This is a genomic window from Frigoribacterium sp. CFBP9029 (genome assembly GCF_034045305.1).
GTDB lineage: Bacteria > Actinomycetota > Actinomycetes > Actinomycetales > Microbacteriaceae > Frigoribacterium.
Genome location: NZ_JAXCWB010000003.1, coordinates 296600 through 312377, shown reverse-complemented (window position 1 = coordinate 312377; position 15778 = coordinate 296600). Strand labels below are relative to the sequence as shown.

At 72.9% G+C, this 15778-nt stretch carries 16 protein-coding genes; 6 read left to right on the top strand and 10 right to left on the bottom strand.

Annotated elements, in window-relative coordinates; all coding sequences use genetic code 11:
- Nucleotides 1-39 precede the first annotated feature (39 nt).
- Entirely contained in the window at nt 40-684 is a 645-nt protein-coding gene (locus SOM11_RS06225; protein WP_192061334.1) for a hypothetical protein, read from the top strand.
- 173 nt (nt 685-857) lie between these two features.
- Here SOM11_RS06225 and SOM11_RS06220 read toward each other — a convergent pair whose 3' ends face one another.
- Together SOM11_RS06220 and SOM11_RS06215 are read right to left on the bottom strand one after the other, a co-directional pair.
- Nucleotides 858-1541: a response regulator transcription factor gene (locus SOM11_RS06220; protein ID WP_192061333.1), complete on the bottom strand. Its 684-nt coding sequence runs from the start codon at nt 1539-1541 to the stop codon at nt 858-860.
- Nucleotides 1538-2794: a sensor histidine kinase gene (locus tag SOM11_RS06215; protein ID WP_320477514.1), complete on the bottom strand. Its 1257-nt coding sequence runs from the start codon at nt 2792-2794 to the stop codon at nt 1538-1540. The genes SOM11_RS06220 and SOM11_RS06215 overlap by 4 nt, the downstream gene beginning before the upstream one ends.
- Before the next feature lie 194 nt (nt 2795-2988).
- Here SOM11_RS06215 and phoU point away from each other — a divergent pair, with 194 nt between their 5' ends.
- Nucleotides 2989-3642, top strand: coding sequence for a phosphate signaling complex protein PhoU (phoU, locus tag SOM11_RS06210; RefSeq protein WP_192061429.1), 654 nt, complete (start codon nt 2989-2991; stop codon nt 3640-3642).
- A gap of 92 nt (nt 3643-3734) precedes the next feature.
- The gene (locus tag SOM11_RS06205) at nt 3735-4268 is read left to right on the top strand and encodes an AAA family ATPase (RefSeq protein WP_320477513.1); all 534 of its coding nucleotides are present in this window, start codon (nt 3735-3737) and stop codon (nt 4266-4268) included.
- A 205-nt stretch (nt 4269-4473) separates the two neighbouring features.
- Here the strand turns inward: SOM11_RS06205 and SOM11_RS06200 are convergent, their stop codons facing one another.
- Complete coding sequence (locus SOM11_RS06200; protein WP_192061330.1) at nt 4474-5217, bottom strand: phosphoglyceromutase; 744 nt, start codon at nt 5215-5217, stop codon at nt 4474-4476.
- A 41-nt stretch (nt 5218-5258) separates the two neighbouring features.
- Between SOM11_RS06200 and SOM11_RS06195 the strand changes: the two genes are divergently transcribed.
- Nucleotides 5259-6035: a class I SAM-dependent methyltransferase gene (locus SOM11_RS06195; RefSeq protein ID WP_192061329.1), complete on the top strand. Its 777-nt coding sequence runs from the start codon at nt 5259-5261 to the stop codon at nt 6033-6035.
- Between the two features lie 25 nt (nt 6036-6060).
- Here the strand turns inward: SOM11_RS06195 and SOM11_RS06190 are convergent, their stop codons facing one another.
- The 4 genes from SOM11_RS06190 to SOM11_RS06175 form a co-directional block, all read right to left on the bottom strand.
- Nucleotides 6061-7191, bottom strand: a complete 1131-nt coding sequence (locus SOM11_RS06190) for an FUSC family protein (RefSeq protein ID WP_192061328.1) — start codon at nt 7189-7191, stop codon at nt 6061-6063.
- 7 nt (nt 7192-7198) lie between these two features.
- Nucleotides 7199-8446: a folate-binding protein gene (locus SOM11_RS06185; protein WP_320477512.1), complete on the bottom strand. Its 1248-nt coding sequence runs from the start codon at nt 8444-8446 to the stop codon at nt 7199-7201.
- Nucleotides 8439-9074 (bottom strand): FABP family protein, encoded by a 636-nt coding sequence (locus SOM11_RS06180; RefSeq protein WP_192061326.1) that lies wholly within the window; start codon nt 9072-9074, stop codon nt 8439-8441. Before SOM11_RS06180 ends, SOM11_RS06185 begins: the two co-directional genes overlap by 8 nt.
- Nucleotides 9075-9287: 213 nt before the next feature.
- Nucleotides 9288-9581: a hypothetical protein gene (locus tag SOM11_RS06175; RefSeq protein ID WP_192061325.1), complete on the bottom strand. Its 294-nt coding sequence runs from the start codon at nt 9579-9581 to the stop codon at nt 9288-9290.
- 99 nt (nt 9582-9680) lie between these two features.
- Here SOM11_RS06175 and SOM11_RS06170 point away from each other — a divergent pair, with 99 nt between their 5' ends.
- Nucleotides 9681-10361 carry a winged helix-turn-helix domain-containing protein gene (locus SOM11_RS06170; protein WP_192061324.1) on the top strand — a complete coding sequence of 227 codons (681 nt, stop codon included), beginning with the start codon at nt 9681-9683 and terminating at the stop codon, nt 10359-10361.
- A gap of 2 nt (nt 10362-10363) precedes the next feature.
- Complete coding sequence (mshD, locus tag SOM11_RS06165; protein WP_320477511.1) at nt 10364-11245, top strand: mycothiol synthase; 882 nt, start codon at nt 10364-10366, stop codon at nt 11243-11245.
- Between the two features lie 38 nt (nt 11246-11283).
- Here mshD and SOM11_RS06160 read toward each other — a convergent pair whose 3' ends face one another.
- The 3 genes from SOM11_RS06160 to SOM11_RS06150 are packed head-to-tail and all read right to left on the bottom strand — an operon-like array spanning nt 11284 to nt 15625.
- Nucleotides 11284-13263, bottom strand: coding sequence for a glycosyltransferase (locus SOM11_RS06160; protein WP_320477510.1), 1980 nt, complete (start codon nt 13261-13263; stop codon nt 11284-11286).
- The gene (locus SOM11_RS06155) at nt 13260-14459 is read right to left on the bottom strand and encodes a glycosyltransferase (RefSeq protein WP_320477509.1); all 1200 of its coding nucleotides are present in this window, start codon (nt 14457-14459) and stop codon (nt 13260-13262) included. The genes SOM11_RS06160 and SOM11_RS06155 overlap by 4 nt, the downstream gene beginning before the upstream one ends.
- On the bottom strand, nt 14456-15625 hold the full coding sequence (locus SOM11_RS06150; RefSeq protein WP_320477508.1) for a glycosyltransferase: 1170 nt from the start codon (nt 15623-15625) through the stop codon (nt 14456-14458). Before SOM11_RS06150 ends, SOM11_RS06155 begins: the two co-directional genes overlap by 4 nt.
- Nucleotides 15626-15778: the final 153 nt, after the last annotated feature.

Here is a 15778-nt window from a genome sequence, read left to right as displayed (position 1 = left end):
TAGAGACCTTTTGCTTTGACTGGATCCTGGAGGACACCCGTGCGAGACGGATCTGTGCTGGAACTTCGATCGGCGCTCGCCCGTCGCACCGTGGCGGCCACCGCCGTCGGGGTCGGCGTCGTGCTCGTCGCCGCCGGGTGCAACTTCATCAGCCCCCAGGCGACCCTCAAGCAGTACGACGCCAGCGACGGCACGAGCCTGAACATCGGCGACGTCGCCGTGCGCAACGCGATCGCGCTGACCGAAGACGGCACCGAGGCCAGCCTCAGCATGGTCGTGCTCAACACGGGCGACGACAGCGTCGACGTCTCGTTCCAGTACGAGACCGAGGCCGGTCGCCAGACCGAGACCGTCACGGTCGAGGGCGACTCGCAGGTCAGCCGCGGCACGACCGAGGGCGACGAGCAGCTGCTCATGTCCGACCTCGACCTCACGGTCGGCTCGCTGCTCCCCGTCTACATCCAGTACGGCACCGAGACCGGCAAGACCCTCCAGGTGCCCGTGCTCAACGGCGACCTGCCCGAGTACGCGACGCTGCTCCCCTCCCCCGCCACGAGCGCCGAACCGGGCACCGACTCGACGCCGCTCCCCGAGTCCAGCGCCAACCCCGAGGGCAACGACCGCCAGACGAACGAGGGCACGACCCAAGAGGGCGCCACGCCGAGCGCCACCACCGCTCCGTAGGCACCGCACGCACCACGAGAGGCCCGGCCCGCTGTCTGCGGGGCCGGGCCTCTCGTCGTCCGCCCCGACCCGCGCCTCCTCGGCTCCGGTCGGGATCTCGTCCGCCCCGACCCGCGCCTCCTCGGCTCCGGTCGGGGAACGAGAGGGCGAGGGCCCCGGGCGGGAGGCGCGGGTCAGGCCTCGATGCGGTACCCGAGTCCGCGCACGGTCACCAGGGCCTTCGGCTCGGACGGCACGGCCTCGATCTTCGAGCGGATGCGCTTGATGTGCACGTCGAGCGTCTTGGTGTCGCCGAAGTAGTCGGCGCCCCAGACGCGGTCGATCAGCTGACCGCGGGTGAGCACCCGGCCGGCGTTGCGCATCAGCAGCTCGAGCAGCTCGAACTCTTTGAGGGGCATGGCGATGTCGGTGCCGCGCACGGTGACGACGTGGCGCTCGACGTCCATCCGGATGTCGCCGGCCTCGAGCATCGAGTCGGAGAGGTCGTCGGTGTCGACGCGGCGGCGCAGCACAGCCCGGATGCGTGCCAGCAGCTCGCGCGTCGAGTACGGCTTCGTGACGTAGTCGTCGGCGCCGAGCTCGAGCCCGACGACGATGTCGACCTCGCTGTCTTTCGCGGTCAGCATGACGATCGGCACCTGCGACCTGGTGCGGATGACCCGGCAGACCTCGGTGCCGGGGATGCCGGGGAGCATGAGGTCGAGCAGCACCAGATCGGCGCCGCCCTTCTCGAACGCGGCGATCGCCGCGGGGCCGTCTTCGGCGACCGTCGTGCGGTAGCCCTCGCGCTCGAGGATGAACGCCAGCGGTTCGCTGAGCGACTCCTCGTCTTCGACGATCAGGATGTGGGTCGTCATCGTGCCTCGATGTCTTGTCGGGTGGTGCCCTCACGGCGGGCGCCGTCTGTTCGGGCGCCGTCGTGTCGGGCGGTGCGGTCTTGTCGGGTGGTGACCGGCAGGGGGGTCGATCGGGTCTCCGGCTGCGTGCGCGCCTCGGGCAGACGGAGGGTGAAGGTGCTGCCCTTGCCGACCTGCGACCAGACGCGCACGTCGCCCCCGTGATTCTGGATCACGTGCTTCACGATGGCGAGCCCGAGCCCGGTGCCGCCCGTCCGCCGCGACCGCGCCGGGTCGACGCGGTAGAAGCGCTCGAAGACGCGGTCGAGCTCGTCGTCGGGGATCCCGTAGCCCTGGTCGGTCACGGCGACCTCGACGGTGCCCGAGTCGTCGACGGTGGCGCCGATGCCGACCCGCGAGCCGTCGGGCGAGTAGTTGATGGCGTTGGCGATCAGGTTGTCGACGGCCGTCACGAGCATCTGCTCGTCGCCGAGCACCGTCGCATGCCGGCCGCCGCGCACGACCAGCGAGATGCCGCGGGCGTCGGCGACGACGCGGTTGCGGTCGACCGCGGTGTCGACGACGACGCGCACGTCGATCGGCTCGCTCGATTCGAGGGCGTCGGTCGCCTGCAGCCTCGAGAGCTCGATGATGTCCTGTGTGAGGCGCCCCAGGCGACCGGCCTCGCGGGTCAGGCTCTTCGCGAAGTGCCGCACCTGCTCGGGGTCGGACGACGCCGACTCGAGAGCCTCGGCCAGCAGCCCGACCGCGCCGATCGGGGTCTTCAGCTCGTGACTGATGTTGGCGACGAAGTCGCGCCGCATGTCGTCGAGACGACGCCCCTCGCTGCGGTCTTCGGCGAGCACGAGCACGTACCGACCGCCGAGCGGCGCCACGCGCACGCCCAGCACGAAAGTCGCCTCGCTGCCCGGGAGGCGCGCGAGGGTGAGCTCGTCGGCCTGCGGTTCGCCTTCGCGCCGGGCGAGCGCCACGAGGTCTTCGATCTCGGCGTGCACGAGGTGCTGCTGCGCCGAGACCAGACCGAGCTGCAGGGCCCGTGGCGACGCCTTGAGCACGTTGCCCGACGGGTCGACGACGACGCCCGCCGACTCGAGCGCGTCGAGCACGGCGTCGATGCCGTCGGGCAGCGACACCTCGACGAGCCGTGCCACCTTGACGGACCTGGCGTGCGCCGCCACCACCACGATGACGATCGAGGCACCGGCCACGGCCCCGAAGGCCAGCGACAGCGGAACCAACCAGGCTGAGTCCATGCCATCACGATAGTGACCCGCGCGGGGCATGATGAACGGGAGGGGCTGCGACGGCCTGTACTTTGGTGAGTGTTCAGGCCACCGGCACCGGTCGTTAACCTTCACCCATGAGGCTGGACTGGACTGTGCGGGCGACATCGCCCCCGCTGCCGGGCGTCCACGCCCCCGCGAGCTACGAGAGGGTCGACTACGACATGCGCGAGGTATTCCAGCAGGAGCTGCAAGAGGTCCAGGAGCGCCTGGTCGAGATCTCAGGCCTCGTCGCCATCTCGATCAAGAACGCCACGACGGCCTTCAACGAATCGAACGTGTCGCTGGCCGAACAGGTCATCGCCGACGACGACGCCATCGACGAGCGCGCCATCGCCCTCGACGAGCTGGCCATCGACATCCTGGCCCGCCAGAACCCGGTCGCCCGCGACCTGCGCATCGTCGTGAGCGCGCTGCGCATCAGCGCCTCGCTCGAGCGCATGGGCGACATGGCCGAGCACATCGCCCAGCTGGCGCGCTACCGGTTCCCCGAGAAGGTCGTGCCGAAGTCGCTGCGCCCGACGTTCAAAGAGCTCGGCGAGCTCGACGTCGCGATCGCGAACAAGCTCACCGAGCTGCTGACGACCGAGGACGTGCGCCTCGCCGAGGAGATCCGCAACGACGACGACCGCATCGACGAGCTGCACCTCAGCGTCTTCGACAAGGTGCTCGGCGAGACCTGGAAGGGCGCGGCCGTCGACACGGTCGACTCCACCCTCGCCTCGCGCTACCACGAGCGCTTCGCCGACCACGCGGTCTCCATCGCCAAGAAGGTCCAGTACCTGGCGACCGGCGACTGGGTCGCATCCGAGGTCTGAGAACCCGCATCGCCGAGGAGGCGCGGTGTCCGTCCGACGGACACCGCGCCTCCTTCGCGTCCGCCCCCGCAGAACTGCGAGAGGATGGCGGGATGGCTTCAGTCGCGATCCTCGTCAACGGTCTGCCCGGCTCGGGCAAGACCACCCTCTCGGCCACGCTCGCGGGCGTGCTGGGCTGCCCGCTGCTCGCCCACGACCCCGTCGAGGAGGCGCTGGTCGACCTGGCCGGGCCGATGGTCGCCCCCGAGGCGATCGACCGGATCGCCCACGAGACCGTGTGGTCGATGGCGGCCGAGGTCGAGGCGGGCGTGGTCGTCGACGCGTTCTGGCACCGTCCGACCGAGCTCGAGGGCGCACGATCGGGCGTCGCCCGCGCCGGATCGCCCCGCACCGTCGAGGTCTGGTGCGACGTCGACCCCGAGGTGGCGCTGCAGCGCAGCATCGACCGGATCGCGGCGGGCGGGCGGCACCCGGCCCACGGGACGGTCGAGTCGACCCGCGCGGCGTGGGGCGAGTGGGCGGCCGCCGCCGAGCCCCTGGGGGCGTGGCCGGTGATCCGCGTCGACACGAGCACCCCGGTCGACATCGACGCGCTGGTGCTGGAGATCAGCGCGCAGTTCGTCTAGCCGGGCGCCCGGTGCGGCGGGCTCGCCTGCCGGCGGGCTCGCGTGCGGCGGGCTCGCGTGCGGCGGGCTCGCGTGCGGGCGGTTCGGGTGCGGCCGGTTCGGGTGCGGCGGGTCGGTGTCCTCCGCGGCGGGTCAGCGCTGACCCGCCGCGGATGACGCGAACCCGCCCCACACCCGTCTGAGCGCGGCAGCAGAGCGGTTCGAGCTACTTCTTGCCCTGGTTCGCGACCGCGGCGGCACCCGCGGCGGCGGCCTCGGGGTCGAGGTACCGGCCGGGGCCGGTCGGCGCGAAGTCGTCGTCGAGCTCGTACACCAGCGGGATGCCGGTGGGGATGTTCAGCTCGGAGATCTCGTCGTCGCCGATGCCGTCGAGGTGCTTGACCAGGGCGCGCAGCGAGTTGCCGTGGGCCACCACCAGCGTGACGTCGCCGGCGGCGAGGCTCTCGGTGATGTCGCTGTGCCAGTAGGGCAGCATGCGCTCGATGACGAGGGCCAGCGACTCGGTGCGCGGGGCGTCGATGCCGAGCTCGGCGTAGCGCTTGTCGTGGGCCTGCGAGAACTCGCTGTCGTCGTCGAGCGGGGGCGGCGGCACGTCGAACGAGCGACGCCAGGTCTGGAACTGCTCGGGGCCGTACTGCTCGAGCGTCTGAGCCTTGTCTTTGCCCTGCAGGGCGCCGTAGTGACGCTCGTTGAGCCGCCAGGAGCGCTTCACGTCGATCCACAGCCGGTCGGCCTCTTCGAGCGCGATGTCGGCGGTCTGGATGGCACGGGTCAACCGCGACGTGTAGAGGATGTCGGGCAGCAGGTCGTTGTCGCGCAGCAGCTCGCCGGCGCGCTTGGCCTCGGCGCGACCCTGCTCGGTGAGTCGCACGTCGACCCATCCCGTGAAGAGGTTCTTCGCGTTCCATTCGCTGTTGCCGTGACGCAGGAGGATGAGGGTCGAAGTCATGCGACAAGCGTATCGCGACGACATGCTGGCAGACTCGGCGCATGCCCATCGGTTCGATCACCCGCGGCACGACCGGCACCAACCGGCTCCGCCGCGTCGACCGGTGGATCGCCGCGCACCCGTCGTTCCGCCGGGCCGACGACCCGCTGGTGGTCGACCTGGGGTACGGGGCGAGCGCGACGACCCCTCTCGAACTGCACCAGCGCCTCCTGCGGGTCCGCCCCGACGTCGAGGTGGTGGGCATCGAGATCGATCCCGAGCGGGTCAGACTCGCGAACCTGTCGGCGCGACCGGGCGTGAGCTTCCGCCGGGGCGGCTTCGAGGTGCCGCTCGACGGTGACCGCCGACCCGCCGTGATCAGGGCGTTCAACGTGCTGCGGCAGTACGACGAGTCGCAGGTGGCCGACTCCTGGGCGCTGATGACCGCGCGGCTGCAGCCCGGCGGCGTGCTCGTGGAGGGAACCTGCAACGAGATCGGACGCGTGGCGAGCTGGGTGGACGTGACGCCCGAGGGGCCGCAGGCGTTCACCGTGTCGCTGCGGCTGGCCGAGCTCGACGTGCCCTCGATCGTGGCCGAGCGGCTGCCCAAGGCGCTCATCCACCGCAACGTCGCGGGCGAGCGCGTGCACGACCTGCTCGTCGACCTCGATCGCCAGTGGGCCGTCGCGGCGCCGCTGTCGGTGTACGGCCCGGTGCAGCGCTGGCTGGCGACGGTGCAGGGGCTGCGCGACGGCGGGTGGCCGGTGCGGCACGGTCGCTCGCGCTGGCGGCTCGGCGAGCTGTCGCTGCCGTGGCAGGCGGTCGCACCCCGGGCCTGAGTCGCGATGCCGGCCGGGCGGGCGGTCAGACGCGGGCGAGCAGGGCGCGGGCCTCGTCGTGATCGAGCCCCGTCGCCATGAGCAGGTCGACCAGCAGCGGGCGCATCATCAGCACGATCATCGCCTCGGTCACGGGCGCACCCGGCACGACCACGGCCGGGTCGAGTCGGCGGGCCACAGCGGTCAGCGCCTCGCGTGCGACGGGTCGCCTCTCGACGTCGCGGAGGGACTCGCCGAGCACACCCACGGCCCGCGCGGTGCTCTCGAGCAGATCGCCTACCGCACGGCGATCGACCCCGTCGCCGACGGAGGTGTCGAGCCGACGAGCGATCACCCGGAGGTTGCGCACGGCGAGGTCGACGCAGCGGCGCACGACGGCCTGCTGCCGGAGGTGAGGCAGTCGCGAGCGCAGGAACGGCGACAGCCGCGCGATCGACTGCGCCGACTCGAGGGTCGACGACCAGTCGTCGAGCAGCGGCTGCGTCGAGCGCAGTCGGCGGAGGGCGTCGTCGGCCCGACGGACGTCGTCGGTGCGCACCGCCGCGACCAGCGAGGCGAACGCCTGCTCGACCTCGGCGAAGAGCTGCTCGGCGTCGGCACGGGCCAGACCGATCGGATCACGCGGGATCACCGCCGTGATCAGCAGCGCCACGATGCCGCCGATCGCGCCGTCGATGCTGCGGACGAACGGCCCGCCGTCGGGGTCGGGCAGCAGCATCACGAGCATCGACTGGGTCGCCGCGGCGGCCGCGAACGCGCTGCTCGACGAGAAGAAGCGCCCCACCAGGAGGGCGACGGACAGCACCAGGGCGATCTGCCAGAGCCCCTTGCCGACGATCATCAGCAGCACCTCGCTGAGGGCGATGCCGATCAGCACCCCGACGGCGTTCTCGAGCACCCGTCGCGGTCGGGCGTCGCGGGCGAGGCCGAGCGACGAGATGGTGATCGTCACGGCCAGCAGCGGGATCGCGTGCCCCAGCAGGTAGTGCGTGATCGCGTACGAGAGCGAGACCGCCACGACGATCTGCACGACCGCCGGGCCGGACGCGATCGTGCGCGCGGTGGCGACCCTCGGATCGAACCCGCCGGAGGCGCGGGTCAGCATCGACCGCACCCGTCGCGTCGACGAGGCGCTCGCGCCCTCGGACCCGCTCACCGCCGGGTCAGCGGCGGACGGCGCCGAGACGGGGCAGGCGGGGTACCCCCGCTGCGGCGCCGGCGGACGAGGGCACGATGACCTCCTGCGAGGCGGCGACCACGATGTCGTCGGCGACGACGGCGAGTGCCGCCGTCTCGGGGGTGGTGCGCTTCACGAGCGCCAGCGCGACGGGGCCGAGCTCGTGGTGCAGCGCGACGCTGGTCACGTGACCGACGACGCTGGGCGAGCGGGGCTGCGCGTCGGGGTCGGCACCGGGGTCGGCGTCGGCGGCGGTCTGACCGAACGCGCCGGTCGGGGGCGATGCGAGCACGACGGCGGCGCCGTGCTCGGGCAGCACGCCGTCGCTGCCGTCGAGGTGCAGCATGACCAGGCGCCGCGGCGGGTGCCCGATGTTGTGCACCTTGGCGACGGTCTCCTGGCCGCGGTAGCAGCCCTTCGCCAGGTGGACGGCGCTGCGCATCCAGTCGAGCTCGTGCGGGATGCTGCGCTCGTCGACCTCGGTCGTGAGACGCGGACGCCAGGCCTCGATCCGCAGCGCCTCGAGGGCGAGCGTGCCGGCGGCGGGCAGGTCGGCGGCGGGAGACCCGGCCAGCGCGGCGAGGTCGTCTCGGGCCACGAGCGTCTCGCGGTACGACCACTGCCTGCCGGGGTGGCTCTCGGAGTCGGCGTAGCTGTGACCGCCGACGGCGACCTCGTGCCAGGGGTCGACCCAGGCGATGGCGACGTCGTTCGAGGTGAGCACGGGCACCCGGGCGTCGGCGGAGAGGTCGTGCATCGACCCCACCGTGGCCATGTCGGACGTCCGGTCGACGACCTCGACGCGGAGCATGAAGCGCATCCGATCGAGCCAGGACCGGAGCGGCTCGGTCTCGTCGCCGTCGACGAGCAGCCACGCGGTCTCGCCGTCGTCGACGAGGCGCACCGCGTGCTCGAGTCGCCCGTTGGCGTCGAGCAGCAGGGTCTCGGTCGATTCGCCGGGCGCCAGACGCCCGACACTTTGACTGGTCAACGAGTTGAGCCAGCTGAGCCGGTCGGGGCCGCTCACCGTGAGCACGCCGCGGTTCGAGAGGTCGACGACCGCCGTGCCCTGCGAGAGCAGGCGCTGCTCACGGATCAGCTCGCCGTAGTGGGCGGCGACCCCGGTGCCGTCGTCGACGAAGCCGTCGCGCGCCGCGAACGGCGAGCGGTACGCGGAGCCGGTCGAGGAGGCGGTGGTCGCGTCGGTCGCGCCGCCCGCGGAGGTGTCAGTCAACGCGCGACAACCTGCCGGACGCGTGCGTGCGCAGCTCCTGGCCGAGGGCCGCGATGTCCCATGCCCAGAGGAGGTCGTTCTCGACGAGCCCGTACATGCGGGTCGACGCCGAGTGCTCTTTGGCGTTGCTCGAGCGCAGCACGGCGTCGGTCGCGAGATCGATGCGCGGACCCTTGACGCGACCCAGGTAGAGCTCGTTGACCCCGGTGGGGTGCACGATCTGCACCTCGAGACCGAAGCCGTCGTCGGGGGTGCGGAGGATCTCGACGGCGCGCGCCGAGTTGTACGGCTGGACGCCGACGCCGGGCAGCATGCCCGGACCGCGGTCGCCCACCTCGGCCGGCCGCTCGAGCCGCCAGTAGCCCGTCTCGGTCGTCAACGGCGTGCGCTCGTCGTCGAGCAGCCAGGTGAACGAGCTGTAGTTGAGGAACGGCAGGCCGTCGTGGCTGAAGCTGATGCGCTGACCGAACTCGTGGACGCGCCGCTCGGCGGGCTCGGAGCCCTCGGCGGGCAGGTCGGGGTCGCCTTCGCCGATCTTGTAGTCGACGACGCCGGTGCCCTCCCATACGCCGATCAACCACGACAGGGGGACGAGCTCCGACGGCAGGTCGGTGGGGATGTCGATCAAGGTCAGCGCTGACCCTTGAAGAGCTTGACCAGCACGACGACCGACACGAACCCGATGCCGAGGGACGCCAGGGCGAGGAGGCCGACGAAGAACAACTCGAGAGCGAGCAAGGAATCCATGCGGGCAACCCTACCCGCCGACCACCGACATCGGGAGGGCCTCAGCAGACCCTCGGGCATCGAGGGGTGCGCCGCCAGGGGCGGCCGCGGCGGGTCAGCCGGTGACGGCCACCACCAGGGTCGCGACGGCGAGCACGACGAGGCTGCCGCAGAGGGCCAGCATCGTGCGCGACACGAGGCCGTCCTTCTGACTCGCCGCGAGCTGCAGCACGAACGTCAGGACGATCAGACCGCCGAGCGAGAGGGAGAGCCAGGTGAACGCCTCGTCGCGCGGGGCGACGACGACGATGAGCACGGCCGCGACGACGGCGGCGAGCCACACGGGGATGATCGTCAGCGGCTTGAGCCGCGCCGTGTCGACCGCGCTGGGGGTCAGGGGATCTGCCACTTCGTCGTTCTCCGTTCGAGACCTGCCCTAGCATCGGGTGGTCGGGATGGGCCGGGCTCATGTTTTAGACTGCTCGACAGTACATTCACTGGAGGTCGTGTGGCGCAGCTCTTGGTACTGACCTCGGCAGGCGGGCCCGACGTCCTTCCCGCGCTCGCACTCCTCAGTCACCGTACCCGCCAGATCCCCGCCGAACCCGCGCAACTGGTGAACGCGCCGTCGAGCGATCTGATCTTCGTCGACGCGCGGGCCGATCTCGCGAGCGCCAAGTCGCTCTGCAAGATCCTCCGCACGACGGGCGTCACCGTGCCGATCGTGCTCGTGCTCACCGAGGGCGGGCTCACCGCGGTCAACGCCGAGTGGGGCGTCGACGACGTCATCCTCGAGGGCGCCGGCCCCGCCGAGGTCGACGCCCGCATCCGACTCGTCACGGGGCGTCTCGCCCAGTCGCAGACCGGGTCGAAGATCCACGCGTCGGGTGTCGTCATCGACGAGGCGAGCTACTCGGCCAAGGTGCACGGCCGCCCCCTCGACCTCACCTTCAAGGAGTTCGAGCTGCTCCGGTTCTTCGCGACGCACCCCTCCCGGGTCTTCACGCGCGAGCAGCTGCTCAGCGAGGTCTGGGGCTACGACTACTTCGGCGGCACCCGCACGGTCGACGTGCACGTCCGCCGTCTCCGCGCCAAGCTCGGCGACCTCGAGTCGCTGATCGGCACCGTGCGCAACGTCGGCTACCGGTTCAACGTGTACGACGACGACAACGTCGCGCCGGGGGCCTGACCGTGAGCGATCCCGGCGGGTCGACCCGCGCCTCCTCGGCCGCCTTCGACGGAAGCGGTGCGGGCGGCACGGGCGGTGCGGGCCGGGTCGCCGATGTGCTGGCCCTGGCGTCCGCGGCCGCGACAGCCGACGGGAGCCCCCCGTTCAACGACCAGTCGCTGGTCGAGCTGCGCTCGGGCGAGGCCCGGGTGCTGGGCGACGGCCAGGCGGCGGCGATCGTCCGTGAGGGCGAGGCCGAGCTGGCGGTGCACCCCGAGCACCGCCGCCGTGGTCTCGGTGCGCGGCTCGTGCAGACGGTGCTCGACGAGACGACCGGCCCGATCGCATTCTGGGCGCACGGCGATCTGCCCGGCGCTCGGGCGCTCGGCTCCCGCTTCGGCGCCGTCGAGACCCGCCGACTGCTGCAGCAGCGGGCCCCGGTGACCTCGCGCGCACCCCGTCTGTCGGACGGCGACCGCGTCGCGGCCTTCCGCCCCGGCGTCGACGACACGGCCTGGCTCGACCTCAACGCCCGCGCGTTCGCCGATCACCCCGAGCAGGGCTCGCTCGATCAGGGCGATCTCGACGCGCGCCGCGCCGACTCGTGGTTCGACGCCGACGACTTCGTGCTGCTCTGGCGCGGCGACGAGCTGATCGCGTTCTGCTGGCTCAAGGTCGAGACCGGCCAGCCGGGCGAGTTCTACGCGGTCGGGGTCTCCCCCGATCACCAGGGCGAGGGCCTGGGAGGCGCGGTGGTCGACGCCGGGATGGCCCGCCTCGCCGAGAGGGGCGTCGGCACGGCGGCTCTCTACGTCGAGGGTGACAACACGGCGGCGCTCCGCCTGTACGCGGCGCGCGGATTCACCGACCACGCGGTCGACGTGCAGTACACGCTCACGCGCTGAGCGGGCTCACGCGCCGCACGCTCACGCGCTGAGCGGGTTCACGCGCCGGGCCGGGTCGAGCCGTCCCACTCGGGTACGCGCTCCCAGCCGTCGGCGACGCGTCGCACCGCTCCTCCGCGGGCGAAGGCCTCGAGCCAGCCCGTCATCGGCCACTCCCCCCACTGCTCGGCGAAGAGCCGCCCGTTGCGGAGCACGTCGTCGAGGTGCTGCCACGGGGGCGACGAGGTCGGGTGGTGCTGGTGGTACGCGTCGGCCCCGCCGACCCAGACGAGCGGCCGACCCGTCCGGCGGAACGCGAAGGCGAAGTCGGTGTCCTCGCCGCCGTAGCCGACGTAGCGCTCGTCGAAGCGCGGACCGGAGCGCCAGGCCCGTGCCGTGAGCGCGAATGAGAGCGACCAGAACAGGGCGTACTCGCCGTCGCCGGCCCGGGCCAGCAGCCCCGCAGGAGGCGCGGGTCGAGCCGCGTGCGGAGCGGTCAGCTCGGCGAGCACGGCCGGGTCGTCGACGTCGACGCCGGGCGCGAGGTAGGTGACGGGACCGCAGAGCACCGCGTCGGGTTCGGCGCGGGCGGCGTCGACGTAGCGGGAGACCAGCGAGGGCGAGGGCACGCAGTCGGCGTCGAGGAACACCACGAGGTCGGCGCCGAGCCCCACGGCGGCGTCGGCCCCGGCGTTGCGTGCGGCGGCGAGCCGGAAGCCCTCGGCGGCCGGCGGCATGTGCACCACGAGGTCGACGCCCAGATCGCTCGGGGCGGGCTCGTCGTCGAGCCAGACCACGACGGTGGACACCCGCGGAGTCGTCGACCGTGACGGGGCAGACGCGTCGGGTCCGGGCTCGGGTCCGGGCTCGGGTCCGGGCTCGGGCGACGCGGCATCGCGCACGACGGCCGCGAGCTGATGCCGCAGGTGGTCGAGCCGGGCGACCGAGCAGAGGGTGACGACGGCGACGTGCCGACCGGGCTGCTGTTCCGAACCGGCGACGCGCTCGATGACGTCGGCGGCCCGGCGGGCGGCTCCGGCCGTGCCCCACCGCGCCCAGTCGGGCTCGAGCTCGAGAGCGCGCGCGATGACCTCGGGCCACCGCTCGGCCGTCGGCCAGACCGGCTCGACGACGGCGAGCCCCGCGCGGTCGAGTGCGGTCGCGGTCGCGATCTGCTCGCCGAAGGGCCTCGTCTGCGGCACGACGATCGCACGGGCACCTGCGGCGGCGATGTCCGCGACGGCGTTCTGCCCCGCCCAGGTGACGACCACGTCGGCCCGGTTCAGGGCCGGCCACGGGTCGTCCACCACGACGGACGGCTGCCCGTCGACGCCGTCGACCCCGAGCACCGTCCAGTGCGTTCCCGGGGTGGCCGCGCGCGCCTCCTCGATGTCGTCGGCGGTGACGTCGTGTCCGCCGCCTCCGGCGAGGACGAGCACGCGGGTGCCGTCGGGTTCGGCCGCAGGCTCACGAGGTGCCGCGCGGCCGTCGTGCCGGCTGATGCCGCCGGTGTAGGCGACGAGGTCGCGATGGGCGGCGAGATGCGCCGGCTCCATGAGCTCGCGCGGCCAGGGGGCGACGATCGCGGCGGCGAGGCGTTCGATCAGGGCGTGCGGCTCGTCGTCGCGATCACCGGGCTGGGTGAACAGCACGACCGGGACGCCGAGGAGGCGCGCGAGCAGTCCGACCTCGACCGAGACGTCGACGACCATCGCGTCGATCCGCTCGCGGGCGACGGTCTCGGCGATCGCCGCGAGCCGGTCGCGATGACCCCGATGACCGAGCGGCGCCCAGTGCAGCACGCCGTCCGCCGTCGGGTCCGCCCCGGCGGGGTCGAGCTCGCGCCCGGCATCGTCGATCTCGACCCCGGCGTCGTGCGGCAGGGTCGTCCAGCGGGTGTCCGCGGGCAGGTCGTCGGGCGCGGGGCGCGAGCTGAACACGACGACGTCGGCGTCGACCTGCGGGCGGACGGCCCGGAACCGTGCGACGTGCCCTCCCCCGTGGTGGTGCAGGTACCAGCCGACGACGGGTCGGGTCACGCGGCCTCCTCGGGCCGCTCGGCGTGCGACGCGTCAGACGCGTCCGACGTGTCGACCTCGAGAGCGTCGTGGTCGAGACCCTCACGGCGGAGACCCTCGCGGCGCACCGTCGCGCGCAGCACCTCCTCGAGGCGGTCGACCCGGGCTCCGAGCGAGAAGCGCGCGATGGTGCTGGCGCGGATGTCGTCGCGACCTCCGGGCGTGCGCGACGCCTCGATGAGATCCCGCGCGGCGACGGCCAATGCGGCCGGGTCGCCCGGGGTGACGGTGGTGATCCCGACGGAACCGCGGGCGATCTCGGTGACCCCGCCCACGTCGTGCGCGGCGACGGGGGTGCCCGTCATGAGCGCCTCGGGCACGACGAGCCCGAACGGCTCGGCCCAGACCGGGGTCGTGAGCGAGCAGGCGCTCCGGCCGACGAGGTCCGCCAGCTCGGCCTGCCCGAGAGGCCCGACGTAGGCGACCCGGTCGCCGAGCGCGGGGGCGACGAAGTGGTCGAAGTAGGCCTGGTCGCCGATGCGACCGACGATCGTCAGAGGCAGGTCGAGGAGACGCGCGGCCTCGATCGCGAGATGGGTGCCCTTCTCGGGGACGAGACGTCCGAACCAGACGAGACCCGCGCCTCCCGGCCCCAGGGGCCAGAGCGACTCGTCGACGCCGTTCGGCAGCACGACCGAGTCGACGCCCGCGGCCGACCACTCGTCGGCAGTGTGGCGACTGACCGACAGGAACGTGCTGCGACCGCCCACCGACGCGCGGTCGGCGGCGAGCAGCTCGGGGATGACGGGCGTGTGCAGGGTCGAGACGACCGGGACTCCGAGCGATCCGGCACGCTCGAGCGGCAGACCGTGCAGGCAGTGGTTGACGACCACGTCGTAGTCGTCGGCGTGACGGCGGATGCGGTCGAGGGCCGCGTCGAGACGGGGCAGCGCGTCGTCGAGGTAACCAGCCGGGTAGGTGTCGTCGGCGGCGATCTCGCCCTCGGCCCACGCGACGGCGGGCATGACGTACTCGGCCGGGCCGCCGGTCATGAAGTCCGAGCCGCGCGGGGCGACGAGGTCGACGTGGTGACCGCGTGAGCGGAGGGTCGCGACCTCGTTCCACAGAGCCGACTCGACGCCGCCGGCGTGCGGCTGTCGGATGGGGTACCGGAGTGGGGCGATGGTGGCGATGCGCAAGGGTCGTGGCGGTGTCACGCAGGGGTCCTCTCGGCGGGCGGGGCGGGTCGTCGGGCGGGCTGGATCGTGGGATCCGACGGTGCCGGCCGAGCTCGGGGACGCGCCAGGGCGGCGCGGTAGACGGCCAGGTGAGCGCGGACGACATCCCTGTCGACCCGGTCGCGTTCGGCCGATCGTGCGGTGATGATTTCACGTCGATGTGTCGTGCCGGGGCGGGCACCCGCCCGGAGCACCCCGTCGAGGGCGTCGGCGAGCGCCGAGCCGTCGGCGGCGAACCGGGCGGAGGCGACGGTGGGGTCGTCGTGCTGGTCGGCGTAGTGCCCCGTGTCGGGTGCGACGACGGGCACTCCGAGGTCCCAGCAGAGCTCGAGCCAGCCCGAGTGGGTGCCGTGCCGGTAGGGCAGCACGCAGGCGTCGAGGCGGGCGAGCCCTGCGGCGAGCGCGGTGTCGTCGAGGCGGTCGTGCTCGACGAGGACGACCGCGTCGGAGGCGGCGCAGAGGCGTCGGACCTCGTCGCGGGCGGCGGAGTCGCGGACGGAGCGGTGCAGGCGCACCTCGCCCGTGACGGCGTCCCCGCGGGCGCGGAGGAGGTCGAGGGCCGCGACGAGCGCCGTCGTGGCACCCGGTCCGTCGACGCCGGGCCGGAGGTCCTTCAGGTGCAGGCCGACGACCCGCCCGTCGGCGGCGAACCCGATGGGCGCGGTGTCGGCGGTGAAGTCGGAGCCGAGGAGGCGCGGGTGCGGCACGACGACGGCCTCGACTCCCCAGCGGCGCGCGATCTCGGCCGCGGCGCCCTCGGTCAGGGTCAGAACCGCGTCGACACGGGGCAAGAGGGCGTCGAGCTGGGCGACGTAGCGGCCCTGGTCGCCGTCGGCGAGCTGCGGGTGGTCGAGGTCGTGGACGGTCTGGACGACGGGCCAGCCGACGGCGTGGGCCGCGTCGACGGCGTCCACGAGGTGGGCGACGTCGAACGACTCGGTGCCGAAGTGGATGTGCAGCAGGTCGGCCTCGTCGGCGTGGGCGCGGATCCAGGCCGCGTCGAGCGCGACCGGGGGCCACCAGACGCCCGGCCCGGCGCCGTCGGGGCGCGGGTCGTCGTGGAGTGTGATCGCGTCGTCGGCGGTCACCCGACGCACGTAGGGGTGCGAGGCGGGGACGGCCACGACGCGCAAGGGGCGCGTCATGCTTCCTCCGCTTCTCGGCGCCCGAGCGTCGACGACGACTCGGGCCACCTGTGGAACGTACTCCCAGGGAGGCCGATCGGGTGCGTGCTGTCCGTCGTTCTCCACAGGGGCCTCGGCAGGCGCTCGGGCGGGGGTGCTGCCGCGTGTAACGTC